The sequence below is a fragment of the Azospirillum tabaci genome (genome assembly GCF_014596085.1).
GTDB lineage: Bacteria > Pseudomonadota > Alphaproteobacteria > Azospirillales > Azospirillaceae > Azospirillum > Azospirillum tabaci.
Genome location: NZ_JACCJY010000013.1, coordinates 1 through 17,964, shown reverse-complemented (window position 1 = coordinate 17,964; position 17,964 = coordinate 1). Strand labels below are relative to the sequence as shown.

The following is a 17,964-nucleotide window of genomic DNA, read 5'->3' as shown; positions in this document are numbered from 1 at the left end:
GCGGCGCCGGAGCCCCATCAAGAATTCATCATCCCTGCTTCGGGAAGTGCCGCTTGCGCTCGCGCTTCACGAAGGGGACATCCACATGGTGCTGCTCGGTGAAGTCGCGGACCAGCGCCGTGACCTCCGGCGGCATCGGCACCGTCTCCACCATCTCCACGCCGCTCACCTGATAAGCTTCGCATTCGTGGGCGGAGGCGGTGACGACGAAGGGCACGACGCCCCCCGGCTCGCCCGTCTCGTCCGGGCGCAGCACGACCCAGAGGCGCGGCGGCTCCTGCGACAGGTTCAGCTTGTAGCCTTCGGTGTCGCTGCGGAACAGCTCCAGCGGCAGGGTCGCGGCGTGGAAGTGCGCCCAGCCCTCCCCCTCGCGCAGCAACCGCCAGGGACCGTCGACCGGCGGGGCGCCGGGGATCACCGAGACCGGACGCCACGCCCAGTCCGCCCAGGCGCTGGCGCCCTTGCGGCGCTCCAGAACGATGCCCAGGGCCATCGTCTCGGTTCTGTTCAGCGCTTCGCTCATCGGACCAGTCCCGCCGCCATCAGCCGTTCCGCCTCCGCCAGATCGTCGGGGCGGTTGGTGTTGAAGAAGGGGTCTACCGGATCGGTGGCGAAGTCGGCAATGGCCAAGCGGTGGCGGGCGGTCCAGGTGTCCACCTTGCGCATGTCCTCCTCCACCATGGCGCGGCGGAGATCGTCGGCGAGATCCACCCGCCACAGCCCGAAGACCGGATGCTCCTGCCCGTCGGAGCGGGCGCAGGCGAGGTCGGCGCCCTCGCGCTCCACCGCCGCGACCAGACGCGCGACCAGATCGTTGGGGATGAAGGGCGCGTCGGTGGCGAAGCTGGCCAGCCAGCGGCACTGCGGCGCGTTGGCCCGCGCCCACTCCATCCCGGTCAGCACCCCGGCCAGCGGTCCGGCGAAGCCCTCCACCACGTCCGCCGCCACCGGCAGACCGAAGGCGGCGAAGCGCGCCGGGTCGCCGTTGGCGTTGAGCACCAGCGGTCCGACCTGCGGGCGCACCGTGGCGACGATGCGCTCCAGGATGCTGCGCCCACCGAGCGTGCGCAGGCTCTTGTCGCCGCCGCCCATGCGCCGCGACAGGCCGCCGGCCAGCAGGACGCCGGCAACGCCCTCACTCGTCATCGCGGCTCCCCTTGCGCTGGTGGCGCCCGCCCTCGTCCCCGACCGCGGCCGGGTCGGCGTCGAAGTCCAGCCGGTCGGTGCCGGCCAAAGCGAGGAAGCGCTTGCCCTTGGCCCGCCCGACCATGGTCAGGTTGGCCTGCCGCCCAAGTTCCACCCCCCAGGCGGTGAAGCCGGAGCGGGAGATCAGGATCGGGATGCCCATCTGCACCGTCTTGATGACCATCTCCGAGGTCAGGCGCCCGGTCGTGTAGAAGATCTTGTCGTGCGCCGGCACGCCGTGCAGGTGCATGTAGCCCGCCACCTTGTCCACCGCGTTGTGCCGTCCGACGTCCTCCATATAGACGAGGGGACGGTCGTCCTGGCACAGCACGCAGCCATGAATGGCCCCGGCCTCCAGATACAGGCTGGGGGTCAGGTTGATCTTCTTCGACAGGGCGTAGATCCAGGAGGTCTTCAGCCGCGCGTCGGGGTTCAGCCGCACCGACTCGAAGGTCTCCATCACGTCGCCGAAGGCGGTGCCCTGGGCGCAACCGGAGGTCAGCGTCTTCTTCTTGAGCTTCTGCTCGTAGTTCGTGGCGCGCTCGGTGCGGACGACGACGGTGTCGATCTCCTCGTCGTAGTCGATGCCGGTGATCCGGTCGTCGCGCTTCAGCATGTTCTGGTTGAGCAGATAGCCCACCGCCAGATAATCGGGGTAGTCGGCGATCGTCATCATGGTGACGATCTCCTGCCCGTTCAGATACAGCGTCAGCGGCCGTTCCACGGTGACCGACGCCTCCACCGGGCGCCCGTCCTGATCCAGCCCGGAAACGCGCTCCGTCAGCTTGGGATTCGCCGGGTCCGGCCTTATGGTGAATTCCGAGAGGTCCATAACCGGAAGAGTGGGGAAGATTGCGCGCCGGGGCAAGCGGCGGATGATCGGCTCCCGCAAGACGGAAGCGATGCGGCCCCGATTTGACGCGCGAGCGCCTGGTATGCACGAGTACCCTTATGCATGAGTTCGGTCTGGCCTTCGTCACCGCCTTCCACCTGATCGCCGACCTTGATCCCGGTCTGGTGGGGATCGTCGGTCTGTCGCTCCGCGTCAGCCTGACCGCCGTCCTGCTGTCGGCCCTGATCGGCCTGCCGCTGGGCGCCGCCGTGGCCGCCTTCCGCTTTCCGGGGCGGCGCGCGGTCACCCTGTTCCTGAACACGGCGATGGGGCTGCCGCCGGTGGTGGTCGGGCTGATCGTCTATCTGATCCTGTCGCGCTCCGGCCCGCTCGGCGTGTTGGGGTTGCTGTTCACCCCGACCGCGATGATCGTGGCCCAGACCGTGCTGATCGTGCCTATCGTCGCCGCCCTGACCCGCCAGATCGTCGAGGATCTGCTGATGGAGTATGGCGATCTGCTGCGGGTGATGGGGACCGGGCCGCTGACCACCCTGTTCACCCTGCTGTCGGAGGCGCGCTGGAGCCTGCTGACCATCGTGCTGGCCGGCTTCGGCCGGGCCTCGGCCGAGGTCGGGGCGGTGATGATCGTCGGCGGCAACATCGACCGGGTGACCCGCGTCATGACCACGTCCATCGCGCTGGAGACCAGCAAGGGCGACCTGCCGCTGGCGCTCGGCCTCGGCGTCATCCTGATGACTCTGTCGCTGTCGGTGAACCTCGCCGCCGCCATGGTGCGGGAGACGCGGCGGGCCTGACCGGCTTCCACGCTGCGGATCGGCGGTTGCAGCCCCAATTCTGGAAAATTTGCAAAGCCGTTCGAACTTTCCCATAGTCGCCGCCAGAGCCTGCAACCAAGGCGGGCGAAAACATGGAGAGGGATTGTCCGATGCTGCGCCGTTCTTTCGTGCTGGGATGCGCCGCCGCGGCGGCTCTGCTGCTCGGCTCCGTTCAGCCGTCCACCGCCGCCGACCGCTTCATCACCGTGGCCTCCACCACCTCGACCGAGGATTCGGGCCTGTTCAAGTCGATCCTGCCGAAGTTCACCGAGAAGACCGGGATCGAGGTCCGTGTGGTCGCCAAGGGCACCGGCCAGGCCATCGACATCGCCAAGCGCGGCGACGCCGACGTGCTGTTCGTCCACCACAAGCCGTCCGAGGACAAGTTCGTCGCCGAGGGCTTCAGCACCGAGCGCAAGCCGGTCATGTACAACGACTTCGTGATCGTCGGCCCGAAGGCCGACCCGGCCAAGGTCGGCGGCAGCAAGGACGTCTCCGCCGCGCTGAAGGGCATCGCCGCCGCCAAGGCCCCCTTCGTGTCGCGCGGCGACGACAGCGGCACCCACAAGTCGGAGCAGGCGCTGTGGAAGACCGCCGGCGTCGATCCCACGACGGGTGACGGCTGGTACCGCGCCATCGGCCAGGGCATGGGCGCGACGCTGAACACCGCCGCCGCGGTGAACGGCTACGCCATGACCGACCGCGCCACCTGGCTCAGCTTCAAGAACCGCGGCGACCTCGACATCCTGGTGGAAGGCGACAAGCGCCTGTTCAACCAGTATGGCGTCATGCTGGTGAACCCGGCCAAGTTCAGCCACGTCAAGGCCGCCGACGGGCAGGCCTTCGTCGATTGGCTGGTCTCCGCCGAGGGCCAGCAGACCATCGCGGACTACAAGATCAACGGCAATTCGCTGTTCTTCCCGAACGCCAACGAGCCGGGCGTCTGACCGGCCCCCGCCCCGCGGACACGAAAAAAGGCGCAGCCCCGCGGCTGCGCCTTTTTCATTGGGCGGAAAAGAGCGGGCGGAAAAGAGCCGGCCTACAGCTTCTCGTTCGGCGACACCGTAACGCAACGGTGGCCGCTGCGGGTCAGCTCCGAACAGACCTTGCGGGCGGTCCGCTCGTCGAGCCCGACCATGCGGGCGCGGTAGACGGTGGAACCGTTCGCCTTCACCGGCGTCACCGCCGGCTTGGCGGCGCGCAGCAGGAAGGGCGCCTGCTTGGTCGCTTGGTTGAGCGCCCGGTTGCTGGCCTCCCGCGTGGAGAAGGCGCCGATCTGCACGCCCCATTTCGACCCATCGGCCTTCGTGTCGGCCTCCTCGTCGCTGAGGCGGGCCGGCGGGCGGACCGCGGCGGGGGTGGAGACGGTGGAGGCGAGCTGCGCAATGGTCTCCGGCTTGGCCGACGGTTTGCCCTTGGCGGTCGTGCGCGGCGCGTCCTCGTCCCCGGCGCGGGCGACGACCGGCGCCTCCGAACCGCGACTCGGCTTGTCGAACGCCTTGTCCAGGATCGCTTCCATGCGGGCGTCGCGCGAGGCCGCCGACTTGCCGCCCAGCACCACGGCGACCAGCCGGCGCCCGTCGCGCACCGCCGACGCCGCGAGGTTGAAGCCGCTGGCCACCGTGTAGCCGGTCTTGATGCCGTCCATGCCCTCGTAGCGCGACATCAACCGGTTGTGGTTGTTCAGGCTGCGCCCGCCGTAGACGAAGTTGCGGCGGCTGAAATAGGGGTAGTAGCGGGAGTGGTCGGACAGCATCGCCCGCGACAGGATGGAGAAGTCGCGCGCCGTGGTCAGCTGCTCCATGTTCGGCAGGCCGTTGGAGTTGCGGAACACGGTGTTGCGCATGCCCAACTCGCGGGCCTTGCGGGTCATCATCTCGGCGAACTTGGCCTCGCTGCCGCCCAGCGCCTCCGCCAGCACCACCGAGGCGTCGTTGGCCGACTTGGTGACCAATCCGAGGATCGCCTGCTCCACCCGCAGCGTCTTGCCGGCGCGCAGCCCCAGCTTGGTCGGGGACTGCGCCTCCGCCCAGGCCGACACCGGCAGCGACTGGTCCAGCCGCAGCCGCCCCTCGTCCAGCGCGTCGAAGGTCAGGTAGAGCGTCATCATCTTGGTCAGGGACGCCGGATAGGTGAGGGTGTCGGCGTTCTCCTCATGCAGCACCTCACCCGTGCGGGCGTCCACGACGATCGCCGCGTATTTCGCGGCCAGCGCCGGCAGCGGCGCCAAAAGCACCGTCCCCAGGGCCAGAACGGCACCCAAGCCATAGATGCGCCGAACGAAAGGGGTAACGCCGAAGGCACTTCCCAGAGTCGAACGTCCATTCGCCAAACGTTCTGCGGCCTGTTCCCCCTCTGTTTCGCGCCCGCGCCAAGCGAACGCCAAAAGCAGGCTTCGAACGGTCTGGCCCGTTACGCTCATGATGCCCCCGCCAAAGGCTAATACTTGCTGTTTGACGCAATGGTAAATTCCATGCAAATCAGTGTCTAGCGACAATTCGTTAATTTGCCGCTTCGATTTCTTCCGCGACGCTGTGACGAAATTGGATTAGCCGGGGACCCGTGCGGGGCGAGCCGCGTTGAAGGAGCGCGACCGTCGATCCATCTTCCCGGAAGCGCAGGACGATCTCCCCCTTCTGACTGGACGCGAGGCATCCCATGACACGCCCGCCCGAGCGACGCCCGACGACTCCGCGCGCTTCCCTTCGGGACGGACGAAGAGGATGGATCGCGAGGGCGGCGGGGCTGGCGGCGGCTGGGCTTCTTACCGGCTGCGCCTCGGTTGGGCCGACCGACAACCCGGTGGCACGCAAGCTCACCTGGGTCAGCTACCTCAACGGCGACGACCTGCGCGCCGCCTGCACCAAGGGGGAGAGCGACCGCTACCGGCTGGTCTTCAACGCCGACTATCAGAAGCATGTGCGGACCTACGACATCGTCGGCGACCGCGGCACCGGCGGCGCGCTGGTCGAGGCGCGCGTGCTGGAGGCCACCGACCTCGCCCGCATCGACTTGGACGACCCGGCGGCGGTCGCCCGCGGCCCGGTCGCCAAGGCCCAGCTGTCGCCGCGCCAGTTCGCCCTGTTCGTCCTGCGCCTCTACGAGAGCGGCGCCTTCGAGCCGGCGCCGAGCGGGGTGCGCCTGCCGTCGAACGGAGTCTACTGGCTGATCAACGGCTGCCGGCGGGGAAGCTGGTTCTTCAACGCCTACCCCTACCCGTCCGACCGCTTCTCCGACATCCGTTTCGACGGGCCGCTGAAGGAACTGGACGGCAGCGTTCAGGGGACCGGCGTGCCCTACCCCGCCCTGCCGCGCCCGCAGGACGCGCCGCGCACCCTGCCGACCGGCGGGCAGGTGGACAGCGCGGGCGTGGTGTTCGAAGTCCAGGTGGGCCGCGAAGGGCTGGTCGGCCCGACCGCGCCCTTCGGCTCCTGGCTGTTCGCCGGGAGGGAGTAGCTGGAGCAACAGGCCCGGCCTCAGACCACCTCTTCCTCAGCCACCGCCGCCCGCGCGCCCGCGGACAGGAGCGTGTCCACCCAGGGACCATCCGGCATGCGCCGAGCCAGCTCGGTGATGTTCCGGTTCCACCACAGGCGCTGCTCGACCAGATCGTCATAGTCGAAGTTCGACTGGCGCCACAGCCGCTCCTGGGCGTTGAAGGTCACCATGTCGATGGGGAAGCCGACGTCGTTGGACGAGAAGCGCGTGCTGTCGAAGGACAGGTAGGCGATCTTCAGCGCCGTCTGCATGTCCGTGTTGTAGGACAGCGCGCGGTCCAGGATCGGCTTGCCGTAGGCGGTGGCGCCGATCGACAGGTAGGGCGTGCGCTCGTCCACCTCGATCCAGTTGCCCTCCGGATAGACCAGGAACATGTAGGGCTCGCGGTCCTCGGCGAGCTGGCCGCCGATGATGGCGTGCAGGTTGAAGGCCAGCTTGGACGCCTCCAGCGCCTCCTTGTCCTCGGCCGCCACCTGGCGCAGGCAGGCCGTGAAGGCCGACAGCGCGTCCAGCATGGTCGGGTAGGTCTCGCCGCGGCGCCGGGACATGTCGCGGCGCAGGTAAGCCAGCGTCTTGTCGCGCACGCTGCGCAGGCCGGAGTTCAGGATGAAGAAGCGGTCGCCGCCGCTGCCCACCATGGTCACCTTGCGCGCGGACGACAGCTGCGAGCCGCTGGTGATGCGCCCGTCCGACAGGCCGATCAGGCCGTCGCGGGTCTTGATGCCAAGGCAATAGGTCATGAAAGAACGTTCCCGAACTGAAAGCTGCGACGTTCCGCCGCGGTTGGTCTGACCTTTGGCCGAAGCGCGTCCCTTCGGCGGGCAGGGTAGGATTGGGCAGGATTGGCGGTAAAGCTTTCGTAAAGGCTCCGCCCAGTCGAGCCGAAGTGGATCGGTTTTCCCCTGTGGCGGAGCGGTGGAGCTTGCGCCGTACCGACCAAGCAAAGGGGCTAGGCTCAACTGATATATTGTGCGGCGCACAAGATTCTTTGTTGACTCCACGGACGATCGCCCATAATTTGGTCATTGCTGCAGTGCAGCATTTTCGGGCCCGGCACCGTCCGGGCCACCCCCAACGCAGCCGGTCTGCGCCCCGCAGGCGGACGGTCCGCCGATCCGGGTTTTGCGCGCCGGGCTTCGACGAAGGAAGGAACGCAAGGCATGACGACCGTGACGAAGGCCAAGCCGGCCCCCGCCCCCACCCAGGCATTCGAGAGCGCCGCCGCCCAGGCCAAGGAGCAGGTCGAGGGCTTCGTCAAGGCTGGCCAGGAGCAGGCCGCGAAGACGTTCGAGCAGACCGCCTCCGCGACCAAGGAGCAGGTCGAGAAGCTGTCGGCCCAGCTCCTGAAGATCTCCGCCGAACTTCAGGCCCTGAACAAGGCCAACGTGGAAGCGCTGATCCAGAGCGGCAGCATCGCCACCCAGGGCGCCGAGGAGCTGACCCGCGAGGTGACCGCCTACGCCCAGGCCTCCTTCGACAAGTCGGTCACCACCGGCAAGGCCCTGCTGACCGCCAAGTCGCTGAAGGAGGTCGTCGATCTCCAGAGCGAGTATGTGAAGGCCAGCTTCGACGCCTTCGTCGCGGAGTCCTCCCGCCTCCAGGGCATCGGCACCCGCGTTGCCACCGCGGCCCTGACCCCGCTGAAGGACCGCGTGTCGGTCACCGTCAGCACCCTGTCCAAGCCGATCGCGGCCTGACGCGGCCGCACGCCAGAACCACGAAGCCCGGCCGTTCCCCAACGGCCGGGCTTCGCGCGTGAAGAGGCCGGTCGGGTCGCGCCAAAGTTTTTGTGCAGCGCACAAAATCCCGTTGACAAGCGCTGTCCCCTGCCTTAAGTTTAGCCATGCTGCATTGCAGCATCGACCCGACGCCCGAAGCCACGGGGTCGTTGGTCGGATCATCCGCGCGGTCGCCAAACGGTGGGTCCAGCGCGGGTCAACCCGATGAAATTCGAGGAGCCGTTCCATGACCGACAAGTTCGCCGCCGCCACCAAGACCTTCGAAGACGCCGTGTCCGCCGCCAAGCAGAACGTGGACGGCCTGGTCAAGGCCCAGCAGGAGCAGTTCGAGAAGGCCTCGGCCCAGATCCTGAAGGGCTTCGACGAGCTGACCGCCCTGACCAAGGGCAACGTCGACGCCGTCGTGAAGTCGGGCACCATCGTCGCCAAGGGCGCCGAGGAAGCCGGCAAGCAGGTCGCCTCCTTCACCCAGTCCTCGCTGGAGAAGAGCGCCGCCACCGGCAAGGCTCTGCTGGCCGTCAAGACCGTCCAGGAGCTGGTCGAGCTGCAGAGCAGCTTCGCCAAGGCGAGCTTCGAGACCTTCGTCAAGGAGAGCGCCAAGCTGCAGGAGCTGTCGCTGAAGACCGCCAAGGACGCTTTCGCGCCGATCAACGACCGCCTCCAGGTCACGGTCGAGGCGCTGTCCAAGCCGGTCGCGGCGAAGGCCGCCTAACAGCGCCAGCCCCAGACGACCAGCCTGAGGCAAAATGTCCCGGAGCCAGCAATTCCACAGACCCGGCCGCAGGGCCGGGGCGGCTCCCACCTCCGCCGCCCCCGGGACGCTACCGTCCGGGGGTGCGGACGGCGCAAGGCGGTACCGCTTTAAATCCTGCCGCCTCACGGCGTTGTGAAGTTCCGGGAAAGCCCGGCGGTGCAGACCGCCGGGCTTGTTTCTTTTGGGCGCGAGGGACATGTACAGGGTGCGGGCCGTGCTATTTTTGGCACGCTGGCGCGGCAGTTCTGCCGCAATATCAAATGCCTTCCACCAATTCCGGGGTAGCCGGGCAGGTCTTGTTCCGAATGGGCCTCTCCCAAATGGGGACTCACCGAAAACGGCCCCTTCCCACCGCGCCCCGAGTTCTCATATCATTCATGCGACGTACATCGCGATGTTGACCTGTTGAGACCATGGCCGAAAACGACAAGCACGGCGACGAGGGCACCACCACGGGCGTGGTTATCAAAACCAAGCCTAAGACTAAAAAGCCCTCGATGTATAAGGTCTTGATGTTGAACGACGACTACACACCTATGGAATTCGTCGTTCATGTCTTGGAGCGCTTCTTTGCCAAGTCGCGCGAGGAGGCGACACGGATCATGCTGCATGTGCACCGGCGGGGTGTGGGCTTGTGCGGCGTGTTCACCTACGAGGTGGCGGAGACGAAAGTCACGCAGGTGATGGACTTTGCGCGCCAGCACCAGCACCCGCTGCAATGTACGCTAGAAAAGGATTAAGGCCACAGATGCTGTCGCGTAACTTGGAACAGACGCTGCACCGAGCCCTGGCCCATGCGAACGAGCGCAGGCACGAATACGCGACGCTCGAACACTTGCTGCTCGCATTGACCGAGGATGCCGATGCAATGGCCGTCTTGCGCGCTTGTGGGGTCGATCTGGACCGCCTGCGCGCCGAACTCTCGGATTACCTCGACAACGAGCTTGCGAACCTGATCACGAACAGGCCCGATGATGCGAAGCCGACGGCTGGCTTCCAGCGGGTGCTGCAACGCGCGGCCATCCACGTCCAGTCGTCGGGGCGTGAAGAGGTGACGGGAGCAAATGTGCTCGTCGCCCTGTTCTCTGAACGCGAAAGCCACGCGGTCTATTTCCTGCAGGAGCAGGAAATGACCCGTTTCGACGCGGTGAACTACATCTCTCACGGAATCGCGAAGGCCCCGGGCCGCTCGGAAGCGAAGCGCGTTACCGGAGCCGACGAGGACGCGGCGGCGGAGAAGGTCGTGAAGAAAGGCAGCGAAGCCCTAGAGGCTTATTGCGTCAACCTGAACAAGAAGGCGGCCAGCGGGAAGATCGATCCGCTGATCGGACGGGAGCAGGAGGTCGAGCGGACCATCCAGATCCTGTGCCGGCGGTCGAAGAACAACCCGCTGTATGTCGGTGACCCCGGTGTCGGCAAGACCGCCATCGCCGAGGGGCTGGCCCGCCGCATCGTCCATGGCGAGGTTCCGGAGGTGCTGAAGGGCGCCACCATCTTCGCGCTCGACATGGGCTCCCTGCTCGCCGGTACGCGGTACCGCGGCGACTTCGAAGAGCGCCTCAAGGCCGTCGTCTCCGAACTGGAGGCCACGGAAGGTGCCGTCCTCTTCATCGACGAGATCCACACGGTCATCGGCGCCGGTGCGACCTCGGGCGGTGCGATGGACGCCTCGAACCTGCTGAAGCCGGCCCTCGCCTCCGGCTCGCTGCGTTGCATCGGTTCGACGACCTACAAGGAATACCGGAACTATTTCGAGAAGGACCGGGCGCTCGTCCGGCGCTTCCAGAAGATCGACGTTAACGAGCCGACGGTCGAGGATGCGATCAAGATCCTCCAGGGGATCAAGACCTACTACGAGAAGCATCACCGGGTGAGCTACACCAACGACGCGATCCGTTCGGCGGTGGAGCTGTCCGCGAAGTACATCGGCGACCGCAAGCTGCCGGACAAGGCCATCGACATCATCGACGAGGTCGGCGCCGCGCAGATGCTGCTGCCGGAGAACAAGCGGAAGAAGAAGATCTCCGTCAAGGACGTGGAGGCGGTGGTCGCCAAGATCGCCCGCATCCCGCCGAAGTCGGTCAGCCGTGACGATAAGGAAACGCTCCTCAACCTGGAGCGCGACCTGAAGACCATGGTCTTCGGCCAGAACAAGGCCATCGACGCGCTGGTCTCCGCCATCAAGCTGGCCCGCGCCGGCCTGCGCGAACCGGAGAAGCCGATCGGCAACTACCTATTCACCGGCCCGACCGGCGTCGGCAAGACCGAGGTGGCCCGCCAGCTCTCCCTCACGCTGGGCATCGAGCTGACCCGCTTCGACATGTCGGAGTATATGGAGCGGCACACGGTCTCCCGCCTGATCGGCGCCCCTCCGGGCTATGTCGGGTTCGACCAGGGCGGCCTGCTGACTGACGCCATCGACCAGCATCCGCACTGCGTGCTGCTGCTCGATGAGATCGAGAAGGCCCATCCGGATCTGTTCAACATCCTGTTGCAGATCATGGATCACGGCAAGCTGACCGACCACAACGGCAAGACGGTGGACTTCCGCAACGTCATCCTCATCATGACCTCCAACGCGGGCGCCGCGGACATGGCCAAGCCGGCCATCGGCTTCGAGCGCGAGCGTCGGGTCGGCGAGGACATGGAAGCGGTGGAGAAGCTGTTCACGCCGGAGTTCCGCAACCGTCTGGATGCGATCATCCCCTTCGCGCCGCTGACCCAGGAGGTCATCAACCGCGTGGTGGACAAGTTCATCATGCAGATGGAAGCGCAGCTCGAGGACCGCGGCGTCACGATCGAACTCGACGATCAGGCCCGCGAGTGGCTGGGCAAGAAGGGCTACGACCCGCTCTACGGCGCGCGTCCGCTGGGCCGCGTGATCCAGGAGCACCTGAAGAAGCCGCTGGCGGAGGAGCTGCTGTTCGGCAAGCTCGCCAAGGGCGGTCTGGTCAAGGTCACCGTGAAGGACGACAAGCCCGCCTTCGAGTACACCGAAGGGTCGCGCAAGCGGCGCTCCGGCGACGAGGACGAGGACGAGGTCGTGCACGAACTGGCGGAATGACGCCGCGTCGCACGGAACGCGAAAAAGGGGGCCGCAAGGCCCCCTTTCTTTTTGTCCGGCTTCCGGTGAGCCGACCGGCGCTCATTCCTCGACCAGGACGACCGCGTCGTTGGAACTCTTCATCAGGGCGATGCCGTGCAGGCAGTCGCGCTCGGCCGTGTAGCCCTCGCTGCTGACGGCGATGGCCTCGCCGTTGGCCGCGTGGAAGGTCCAGCGCCATTCGTTGCGGTGATCCTTGTAGACCTTGTACTTGAGAGCCTTGTGTTTGGAAGCCTCGCCCGCGGACATGTTTTCCTCCTCGCCGATGGTCTGATACGGACGGTGGCGGCGGCACAAACGTGAAGGGCGGACGGTTGCATTCCCGATGCCGCATCACGGACACTCTTCCCAGGCGGCACCCCCAGAACGAAGAATGAGGAAACGCATCATGCCCCTGCCCTTCCTGAGCGGACTGCGCGTCATCGACCTTGGCCAGTATCTGCCGGGTCCCTACGCCGCCCAGATGCTGGCCGACCTCGGCGCCGAGGTGGTGAAGGTGGAACCGCCGAGCGGCGACCCGCTGCGCCAGATGGGCCCCACCGACGCCGACGGCACGACCGCCGCCTACAAGCTGCTCAACGCCGGCAAGACCGTCATCCGCCTGAACCTGAAGGACGATGGCGACCGCGGCGCCTTCGAAAGGTTGATCGCCGGGGCCGACGCCCTGGTGGAAAGCTACCGCCCCGGCGTGCTGGACAAGTTGGGGGTCGGCCATGCCCGGCTGCGCGCGTTGAACCCGCGGCTGGTCCACGCCAGCCTGTCCGGCTGGGGCAGCAGCGGCCCCTACGCGCGGCGGGCCGGCCATGACCTGAACTACATGGCGGTCGGCGGCGGGCTCGACTCCTCGGGCACGCCGGACCGCCCCTCGATCAGCCACCCGCCGGTCGCCGACTTCGCATCGGCCCAGCAGGCGGCGCTGGCGGTGGTCGCCGCCCTGTTCGGGCGCCAGCGCAGCGGCGAGGGTTGCTTCCTCGACCTGTCGATCATGGAGACGGTGCTGGGCTGGCAGGGCTTCAACCTGACCGCCGACGCCCGCGGCGAGGTTCCGGCCCGCGGCGAGGCGCTGCTGTCGGGCGGGGCCGCCTGCTACCGAATCTACCGCACCGCCGACGGTCGCTTCGCCACCCTCTCGGCGCTGGAGGCCAAGTTCTGGCAAGGCTTCTGCGAGGCGGTGGGACACCCCGACTGGACCGCCCGGCAAACCGACCCGCTCCCCCAGACCGCCCTGATCGCAGAGGTGGACACCCTGTTCGCCAGCCGCAGCCTCGCCGACTGGAAGGCTCTGCTCGATCCCGTGGACTGCTGCTTCGAGGCTCTGCCGACGCTGGCGGAGATGCCGGACCACCCGCACATCGCCGCCCGTGGCCAGATCCGCGTCACGTCGGGGCCGGAGCCGCTGGTGGAGACCCTGATGGGCCTGCGCGTCGATGGCGGGAGCCCGCCCGAACGGGCTCCCCTGCGGGAGTCCACCGCCGCCGCGGTTCTCGCTGCTTGGACGTGAGGGTTACGAGGTCGTGTTATAGGGCGATGAGGGGGCCGCCGCCGTCGCGGGGCGGCCGCGCATTGAGCGGGCCGCGGCGGGCGCCCATCAGGCTGGCCTTCGACAGGTTCGCCGCCGCGTCGTCGCAGCCGCGCAGGTCGGCGGAGGCGAGGTTGGCCATCTCGAAGCTGGCGCCGGCCAGCTTGGCCCCGGTCAGCCGGGCGCCGCGCAGGTCGGCGGCGGCCAGGGTGGCGCCGGTCAGGTTGGCGGGCCAGCTCCGCCCGGTCGGGGTGCCGTCCGGGTTGCGCAGGTCCACCATGCCAAGGTCAGCGCCATGGAGGTCCGCCCCGGTCAGGTCGACCCCGCTCAGATTCGCCCCGGTCAGCACCGCCTGGTCCAGCCGCGCCCGGCGCAGGCTGGCCCCGCCGAAATCGGCCAGCGAGAGCGAGGCGTTGGACAACCGGGCCTCGTCCAGATTGGCGTCGCGGAACACCCCGCCCGACAGGTCGCAGGCGGTCAGGTCCAGCCCGCGCAGGTCCATCCCGGTGAAGTCCGCCCGCAGCCCGGCCCCTCCACCGCTGTTGATCCACAGGATATGGGCGTCCAGCACGCTGCGCACCGGCAGCGGCAGGGCGTCGGCGTTCTTCATGTAGACGGCGCCGCTGAGGTTGGCGCCCTGCGTGTCGGCCACGGTCAGGTCGACGTTGCGCAGGGTCGCCTCGCGCAGGTCGGCGTTGCGCAGGACGGCACGGGTCAGGTTGGCGCCGTTCAGCACCGCCCGTTTCATCTTGGCCCCGCTGAAGTTCGCCTCGGTCAGATCGGCCCCGGCCAGATTGGCGGCGAACAGGTTGGCGTTGCTGAAGTCGCCGCCCGCCGTCGAGGCGTTGGCCAGCTCGGCGTGGCTGAGATCGGCGCCCTTGAAGCTGACGCCGTCCATCCGGGCGTCCGTCAGGTTGGCGGGCCGCCGCTCCTCCTCCTCGTCCTCGCGCCCAGAGCGGTGCACCATGATCTGGCCGGGGCGCAGGTCGGCCCCCTCGAAGTCGGTGCGGGTCAGGTCGGCCTTCAGGAAGTTCGCCCCGCGCAGGTCCGCCCGCGCGAAGGAGGACCCCACCAGCTTCGCCCGGCTGAAATTCGCCCCGAACAGGTCGGACATGGCGAAGCTGACCTCCTCAAGCTGGGCATCGGAGAAGTTGCCCTGGGTGAGGATGGCCGTTTGCAGGTTGAAGCCCTTCAGCCGCAGCCTCGACAGATCGACGCCCTTCGCCTGAAGACGCACACCGCCCGGCTTCAGTTTGAGATAGAATAGATGGTCCCGCACCTGCTTCAGGAATTCCATGGTGCGGTCGGTCATCGGGCTGGTCCGTCGGTCGGCTGGTCCCGCCCACACTACGCTTTGCGCAGGGTCAGTAAAGGGGAAATCCCCAATCGTCCGCCGCCCCTGCAATGCCGCGGGCGCATGCCCGGCCAAGGCTGTGGATCAGTCATCAAACGGTTGAACGACAACACGGTTATGGTTCGGGAGAGGGATAACATGACGAGTTTCGACACGGATTGCCTGCGCCGTGCCATCGCGCTCAGCCGCACCCACATGCAGGGCAACGCCGGCGGCCCCTTTGGTGCGGTCATCGCGCGGGACGGGCGGATCATCGGCGAGGGCTGGAACTGCGTCACCTCCACCAACGACCCGACGGCGCACGCCGAGGTCGTCGCGATCCGCAACGCCTGCCGCGACCTCGGCAGCTTCAGCCTCGCCGGGGCGACCGTCTACACGAGTTGCGAGCCCTGCCCGATGTGCCTGTCGGCCATCTACTGGGCACGGATCGGGCGCATCGTCTACGCCAACGGGCGCGACGACGCGGCGGCCATCGGCTTCGACGACGCCTTCCTCTACACCGAGATCGCCCTGCCGCTGGAGCAGCGAGCCATCCCCATGCAGCGCCTGCTGGCCGGCGAGGCGCGCGCCGTCTTCGACGAATGGGCCGCCCGGCCCGACCGCGTTCCCTACTGATCGGCCCTATTGCTCCGACACGCCATCCCGGCGGTAGGGTGACAGTTCCATCAGCGCCTCGCGCTCCGCCGCCACGCCGGGCCGCTCGCGGCGCAGGTAATCGGCGATGGCGCGGTGGAAGCCGGGATCGGCCACCCAGTGGGCGCTGTAGGTCGGCACCGGCAGATAGCCGCGCTGGATCTTGTGCTCCCCCTGGGCGCCGGCTTCGACCCGGCCGAGGCCGCGCTCGATGGCGAAATCCAGCGCGCGGTAATAGCACGCCTCGAAATGCAGGAAGCGGTAGCTCCCGTCGGAGCCCCAGTTGCGACCATAGAGGGCGTCGCTGCCGATCAGGTTCAGAGCACCGGCAACCCATTCCCCCCCGTCCTCGCACATCACCAGCATGATCCGGTCGGCCATGGTCTCGCCCAGAAGGCGGAAAAAGGCCCGGTTGAGATAGCCGCCGCCCCATTTCCGGTCGGCGGTTTCCAGATAGAAGCGGTGGAAGGCGTCCCAATGCTCCGGCTTCAGATCGGCGCCGGTCAGGCTGTGCAGCCGGACGCTGCTCTCCGCCACCTCGCGCCGCTCCTTGCGGATGGCCTTGCGCTTGCGGCTGTTCAAGGTGCCCAGGAAGTCGTCGAAGCTGGCGTAGCCGCGGTTCTCCCAATGATACTGCACGCCTTCACGGAGCAGCCAGCCGGCTTCGCCGAGGCGGCGCCAGTCGCTCTCCTCCGGAAAGGTGACGTGGACGGAGGAGACGCCGTAGCGCCGGGCCACCTCTTCCATCCCCTGGATCAGGGCGCCGGCGACCGCCTCCATCCCCTGGATCGAGGCGCCGGGCCGGACGAGAAGGCGCGGCCCCGGCACCGGGGTGAAGGGCACGGCGCATTGCAGCTTCGGATAATACCGCCCTCCCGCCCGCTCATAGGCATGGGCCCAGGCGTGGTCGAAGACATATTCGCCGTAGGAATGGTTCTTCAGATAGAGGGGCACCGCGCCTATGATCCGCCCCGCCCCGTCGAGGGCGGCGAGGTGGCTGGGTTGCCAGCCGGTGCGGCCGATGGCCGATCCCGATTCCTCCAGCGCCAGCAAAAAGGCGTGGCAGAGAAAAGGGTTGTCCGGCCCGGCGCAGGCGTCCCATTCCTGCGGATCGGCCAGACCGATGCCGGTCAGGACCTTGACGGTGATGGCCTCCCCGGCACCGGAGCCGGCGCCGCTGTCCTTGCCGTCGGGCATGCTCTCTCCTTCGCGGGTACGCCGAGGGAGGTGGGCGCTTTTCCGCGCTGCGGCAAGAGGCCCGCCCCTCCCCCGATCGTGGACCCCGATCAGGCCAGTTCGAGGATTGCGTCCACCTCGACGGCCACGTTGCCGGGCAGCGACGGGGCGCCGACCGCGGCGCGGGCGTGCTTCCCGGCGTCGCCGAACACCTGCATCATCAGTTCCGACGCGCCGTTGATGACCAGCGGCTGGTCGTGGAAGTCCGGGGTGCCGTTCACGAAGCCACCCAGCCGCAGCACGCGCACCACCCGGTCAAGATCGCCGCCGCAGGCCGCCTTCGCCTGGGCGATGATGTTGAGGGCGCACAGACGCGCCGCCTGCTGGCCTTGCTCCACCGTGAAATCCTGGCCCAGCTTCCCGACGAAGCGGCGCTCGCCGTTCCACACGGTGACCTGCCCCGACACGTAGAGCGTGTTGCCCGACTGGGTGTAGGGCACATAGGCCGCCACCGGGGCCGCCGCCTGCGGCAACTCGATCCCCAACTCCTTCAGCCGCGCCTCGATGCGTCCGGCCATGGTCATCCCTCCGTCTTCGTTGCGGGCGCCGAGAACATTCCGATGCCTGGCGGCCCGATGGGTGGCGCCCCGATGGGTGCGACACACCGACGATAGCCTCCTCCTCCGTCGGCACCAAGAGCTTACCGGCGCCCTGCGCGCGCACTCCGACCGGCCGTCCAACTGGGAAGTTTTGTCCCGGGGTCCGGGGCGCAACACCCTTTCTGCCCGGCAAAACTTTCCGCCGCCCTAGGAAGGGCCGTCCGGCCCGCCAAGGCCGACTCATCGCGCAAGCACCAACTATATCCTGAAAAATCAGCAACTTGCCGACAAGTTCGTGAATTGGCACGGGTCTTGATAGGGGAGGATCGCGCAAATGCACGTTGCCTCGCTTCGGTTTCAAGCACCAGCCGCGGGGCGAGCCTCAGAAGGAGACTTGGAACCATGGCCATCAACGACGTCACCCTCACCGCGTCAATGCGCACGAATCTGCTGCAGTTGCAGAGCGTGAACGACAAGATCGGTGTCAAGCAGAACATCCTCTCGACCGGCAACAAGATCAACTCGGCGCTCGACGGCCCGACTTCGTTCTTCGCAGCGAAAAGCCTGACCCAGCGCGCCGGCGACCTGTCGTCGTTGAAGGACGCCATGGGTCAGTCGATCAGCACCATCAAGGCCGCCGACAAGGGCGTGACCGCGATCGAAAGCATGATCGAGCAGGCGCGCGGTCTGACCACCGCCGCCTATTCCGCTCTGGGCACCGACGCCGGCTCCGTCG

The 17,964-nt window shown here is 67.5% G+C and carries 19 protein-coding genes; 10 read left to right on the top strand and 9 right to left on the bottom strand.

Annotation, left to right across the window (positions count from 1 at the left end):
- Positions 1 to 28: 28 nt before the first annotated feature.
- Genes H0B54_RS13365 through fdhD form a run of 3 tightly spaced genes read right to left on the bottom strand, consistent with a single transcriptional unit; the run spans position 29 to position 2,017 of the window.
- The gene (locus H0B54_RS13365; protein ID WP_094305942.1) at positions 29 to 523 is read right to left on the bottom strand and encodes a DUF3305 domain-containing protein; all 495 of its coding nucleotides are present in this window, start codon (positions 521 to 523) and stop codon (positions 29 to 31) included.
- Positions 520 to 1,146 carry a molybdenum cofactor guanylyltransferase MobA gene (gene mobA, locus H0B54_RS13360; RefSeq protein ID WP_188260728.1) on the bottom strand — a complete coding sequence of 209 codons (627 nt, stop codon included), beginning with the start codon at positions 1,144 to 1,146 and terminating at the stop codon, positions 520 to 522. Before mobA ends, H0B54_RS13365 begins: the two co-directional genes overlap by 4 nt.
- Positions 1,136 to 2,017 (bottom strand): formate dehydrogenase accessory sulfurtransferase FdhD, encoded by an 882-nt coding sequence (fdhD, locus tag H0B54_RS13355; RefSeq protein WP_094305944.1) that lies wholly within the window; start codon positions 2,015 to 2,017, stop codon positions 1,136 to 1,138. The genes mobA and fdhD overlap by 11 nt, the downstream gene beginning before the upstream one ends.
- Positions 2,018 to 2,136: 119 nt before the next feature.
- Between fdhD and H0B54_RS13350 the strand changes: the two genes are divergently transcribed.
- Together H0B54_RS13350 and H0B54_RS13345 are read left to right on the top strand one after the other, a co-directional pair.
- Entirely contained in the window at positions 2,137 to 2,832 is a 696-nt protein-coding gene (locus H0B54_RS13350) for an ABC transporter permease (RefSeq protein WP_188260727.1), read from the top strand.
- A gap of 131 nt (positions 2,833 to 2,963) precedes the next feature.
- Positions 2,964 to 3,800, top strand: a complete 837-nt coding sequence (locus H0B54_RS13345) for an ABC transporter substrate-binding protein (RefSeq protein ID WP_094305946.1) — start codon at positions 2,964 to 2,966, stop codon at positions 3,798 to 3,800.
- Between the two features lie 92 nt (positions 3,801 to 3,892).
- Here the strand turns inward: H0B54_RS13345 and H0B54_RS13340 are convergent, their stop codons facing one another.
- Positions 3,893 to 5,116 (bottom strand): D-alanyl-D-alanine carboxypeptidase family protein, encoded by a 1,224-nt coding sequence (locus H0B54_RS13340; protein ID WP_246472517.1) that lies wholly within the window; start codon positions 5,114 to 5,116, stop codon positions 3,893 to 3,895.
- A gap of 539 nt (positions 5,117 to 5,655) precedes the next feature.
- On the opposite strand from H0B54_RS13340, the gene H0B54_RS13335 reads away from it, so the two are divergent.
- Positions 5,656 to 6,309 (top strand): hypothetical protein, encoded by a 654-nt coding sequence (locus H0B54_RS13335; protein WP_343068934.1) that lies wholly within the window; start codon positions 5,656 to 5,658, stop codon positions 6,307 to 6,309.
- A 20-nt stretch (positions 6,310 to 6,329) separates the two neighbouring features.
- Here the strand turns inward: H0B54_RS13335 and H0B54_RS13330 are convergent, their stop codons facing one another.
- A complete protein-coding gene (locus H0B54_RS13330) occupies positions 6,330 to 7,091 on the bottom strand; it encodes a proteasome-type protease (RefSeq protein WP_188260724.1) in 762 nt (253 codons plus the stop codon).
- 420 nt (positions 7,092 to 7,511) lie between these two features.
- Here H0B54_RS13330 and H0B54_RS13325 point away from each other — a divergent pair, with 420 nt between their 5' ends.
- From H0B54_RS13325 to clpA, 4 genes are all read left to right on the top strand, one after another.
- Positions 7,512 to 8,048: a phasin family protein gene (locus H0B54_RS13325; RefSeq protein ID WP_094305950.1), complete on the top strand. Its 537-nt coding sequence runs from the start codon at positions 7,512 to 7,514 to the stop codon at positions 8,046 to 8,048.
- A gap of 268 nt (positions 8,049 to 8,316) precedes the next feature.
- Positions 8,317 to 8,802: a phasin family protein gene (locus H0B54_RS13320; RefSeq protein WP_188260723.1), complete on the top strand. Its 486-nt coding sequence runs from the start codon at positions 8,317 to 8,319 to the stop codon at positions 8,800 to 8,802.
- Between the two features lie 455 nt (positions 8,803 to 9,257).
- Positions 9,258 to 9,584 carry an ATP-dependent Clp protease adapter ClpS gene (gene clpS, locus H0B54_RS13315; protein WP_038529118.1) on the top strand — a complete coding sequence of 109 codons (327 nt, stop codon included), beginning with the start codon at positions 9,258 to 9,260 and terminating at the stop codon, positions 9,582 to 9,584.
- A gap of 8 nt (positions 9,585 to 9,592) precedes the next feature.
- Entirely contained in the window at positions 9,593 to 11,908 is a 2,316-nt protein-coding gene (clpA, locus tag H0B54_RS13310) for an ATP-dependent Clp protease ATP-binding subunit ClpA (protein ID WP_014239699.1), read from the top strand.
- Between the two features lie 81 nt (positions 11,909 to 11,989).
- Here the strand turns inward: clpA and H0B54_RS13305 are convergent, their stop codons facing one another.
- Positions 11,990 to 12,196 carry a YegP family protein gene (locus tag H0B54_RS13305; RefSeq protein ID WP_188260722.1) on the bottom strand — a complete coding sequence of 69 codons (207 nt, stop codon included), beginning with the start codon at positions 12,194 to 12,196 and terminating at the stop codon, positions 11,990 to 11,992.
- 139 nt (positions 12,197 to 12,335) lie between these two features.
- On the opposite strand from H0B54_RS13305, the gene H0B54_RS13300 reads away from it, so the two are divergent.
- Positions 12,336 to 13,448, top strand: a complete 1,113-nt coding sequence (locus H0B54_RS13300) for a CaiB/BaiF CoA transferase family protein (protein ID WP_188260721.1) — start codon at positions 12,336 to 12,338, stop codon at positions 13,446 to 13,448.
- Positions 13,449 to 13,464: 16 nt separating this feature from the next.
- Here the strand turns inward: H0B54_RS13300 and H0B54_RS13295 are convergent, their stop codons facing one another.
- Positions 13,465 to 14,778, bottom strand: coding sequence for a pentapeptide repeat-containing protein (locus tag H0B54_RS13295; RefSeq protein WP_188260720.1), 1,314 nt, complete (start codon positions 14,776 to 14,778; stop codon positions 13,465 to 13,467).
- A gap of 180 nt (positions 14,779 to 14,958) precedes the next feature.
- Here H0B54_RS13295 and H0B54_RS13290 point away from each other — a divergent pair, with 180 nt between their 5' ends.
- Positions 14,959 to 15,435 (top strand): nucleoside deaminase, encoded by a 477-nt coding sequence (locus tag H0B54_RS13290; protein WP_109068644.1) that lies wholly within the window; start codon positions 14,959 to 14,961, stop codon positions 15,433 to 15,435.
- Positions 15,436 to 15,441: 6 nt separating this feature from the next.
- Here the strand turns inward: H0B54_RS13290 and H0B54_RS13285 are convergent, their stop codons facing one another.
- Positions 15,442 to 16,650: a GNAT family N-acetyltransferase gene (locus H0B54_RS13285; protein ID WP_188260719.1), complete on the bottom strand. Its 1,209-nt coding sequence runs from the start codon at positions 16,648 to 16,650 to the stop codon at positions 15,442 to 15,444.
- Between the two features lie 89 nt (positions 16,651 to 16,739).
- Positions 16,740 to 17,207, bottom strand: a complete 468-nt coding sequence (locus H0B54_RS13280) for a RidA family protein (RefSeq protein ID WP_094305964.1) — start codon at positions 17,205 to 17,207, stop codon at positions 16,740 to 16,742.
- 423 nt (positions 17,208 to 17,630) lie between these two features.
- Between H0B54_RS13280 and H0B54_RS13275 the strand changes: the two genes are divergently transcribed.
- Positions 17,631 to 17,964 (top strand): flagellin N-terminal helical domain-containing protein (locus tag H0B54_RS13275; protein ID WP_484463094.1); only part of this gene is annotated, 334 nt, incomplete at its 3' end.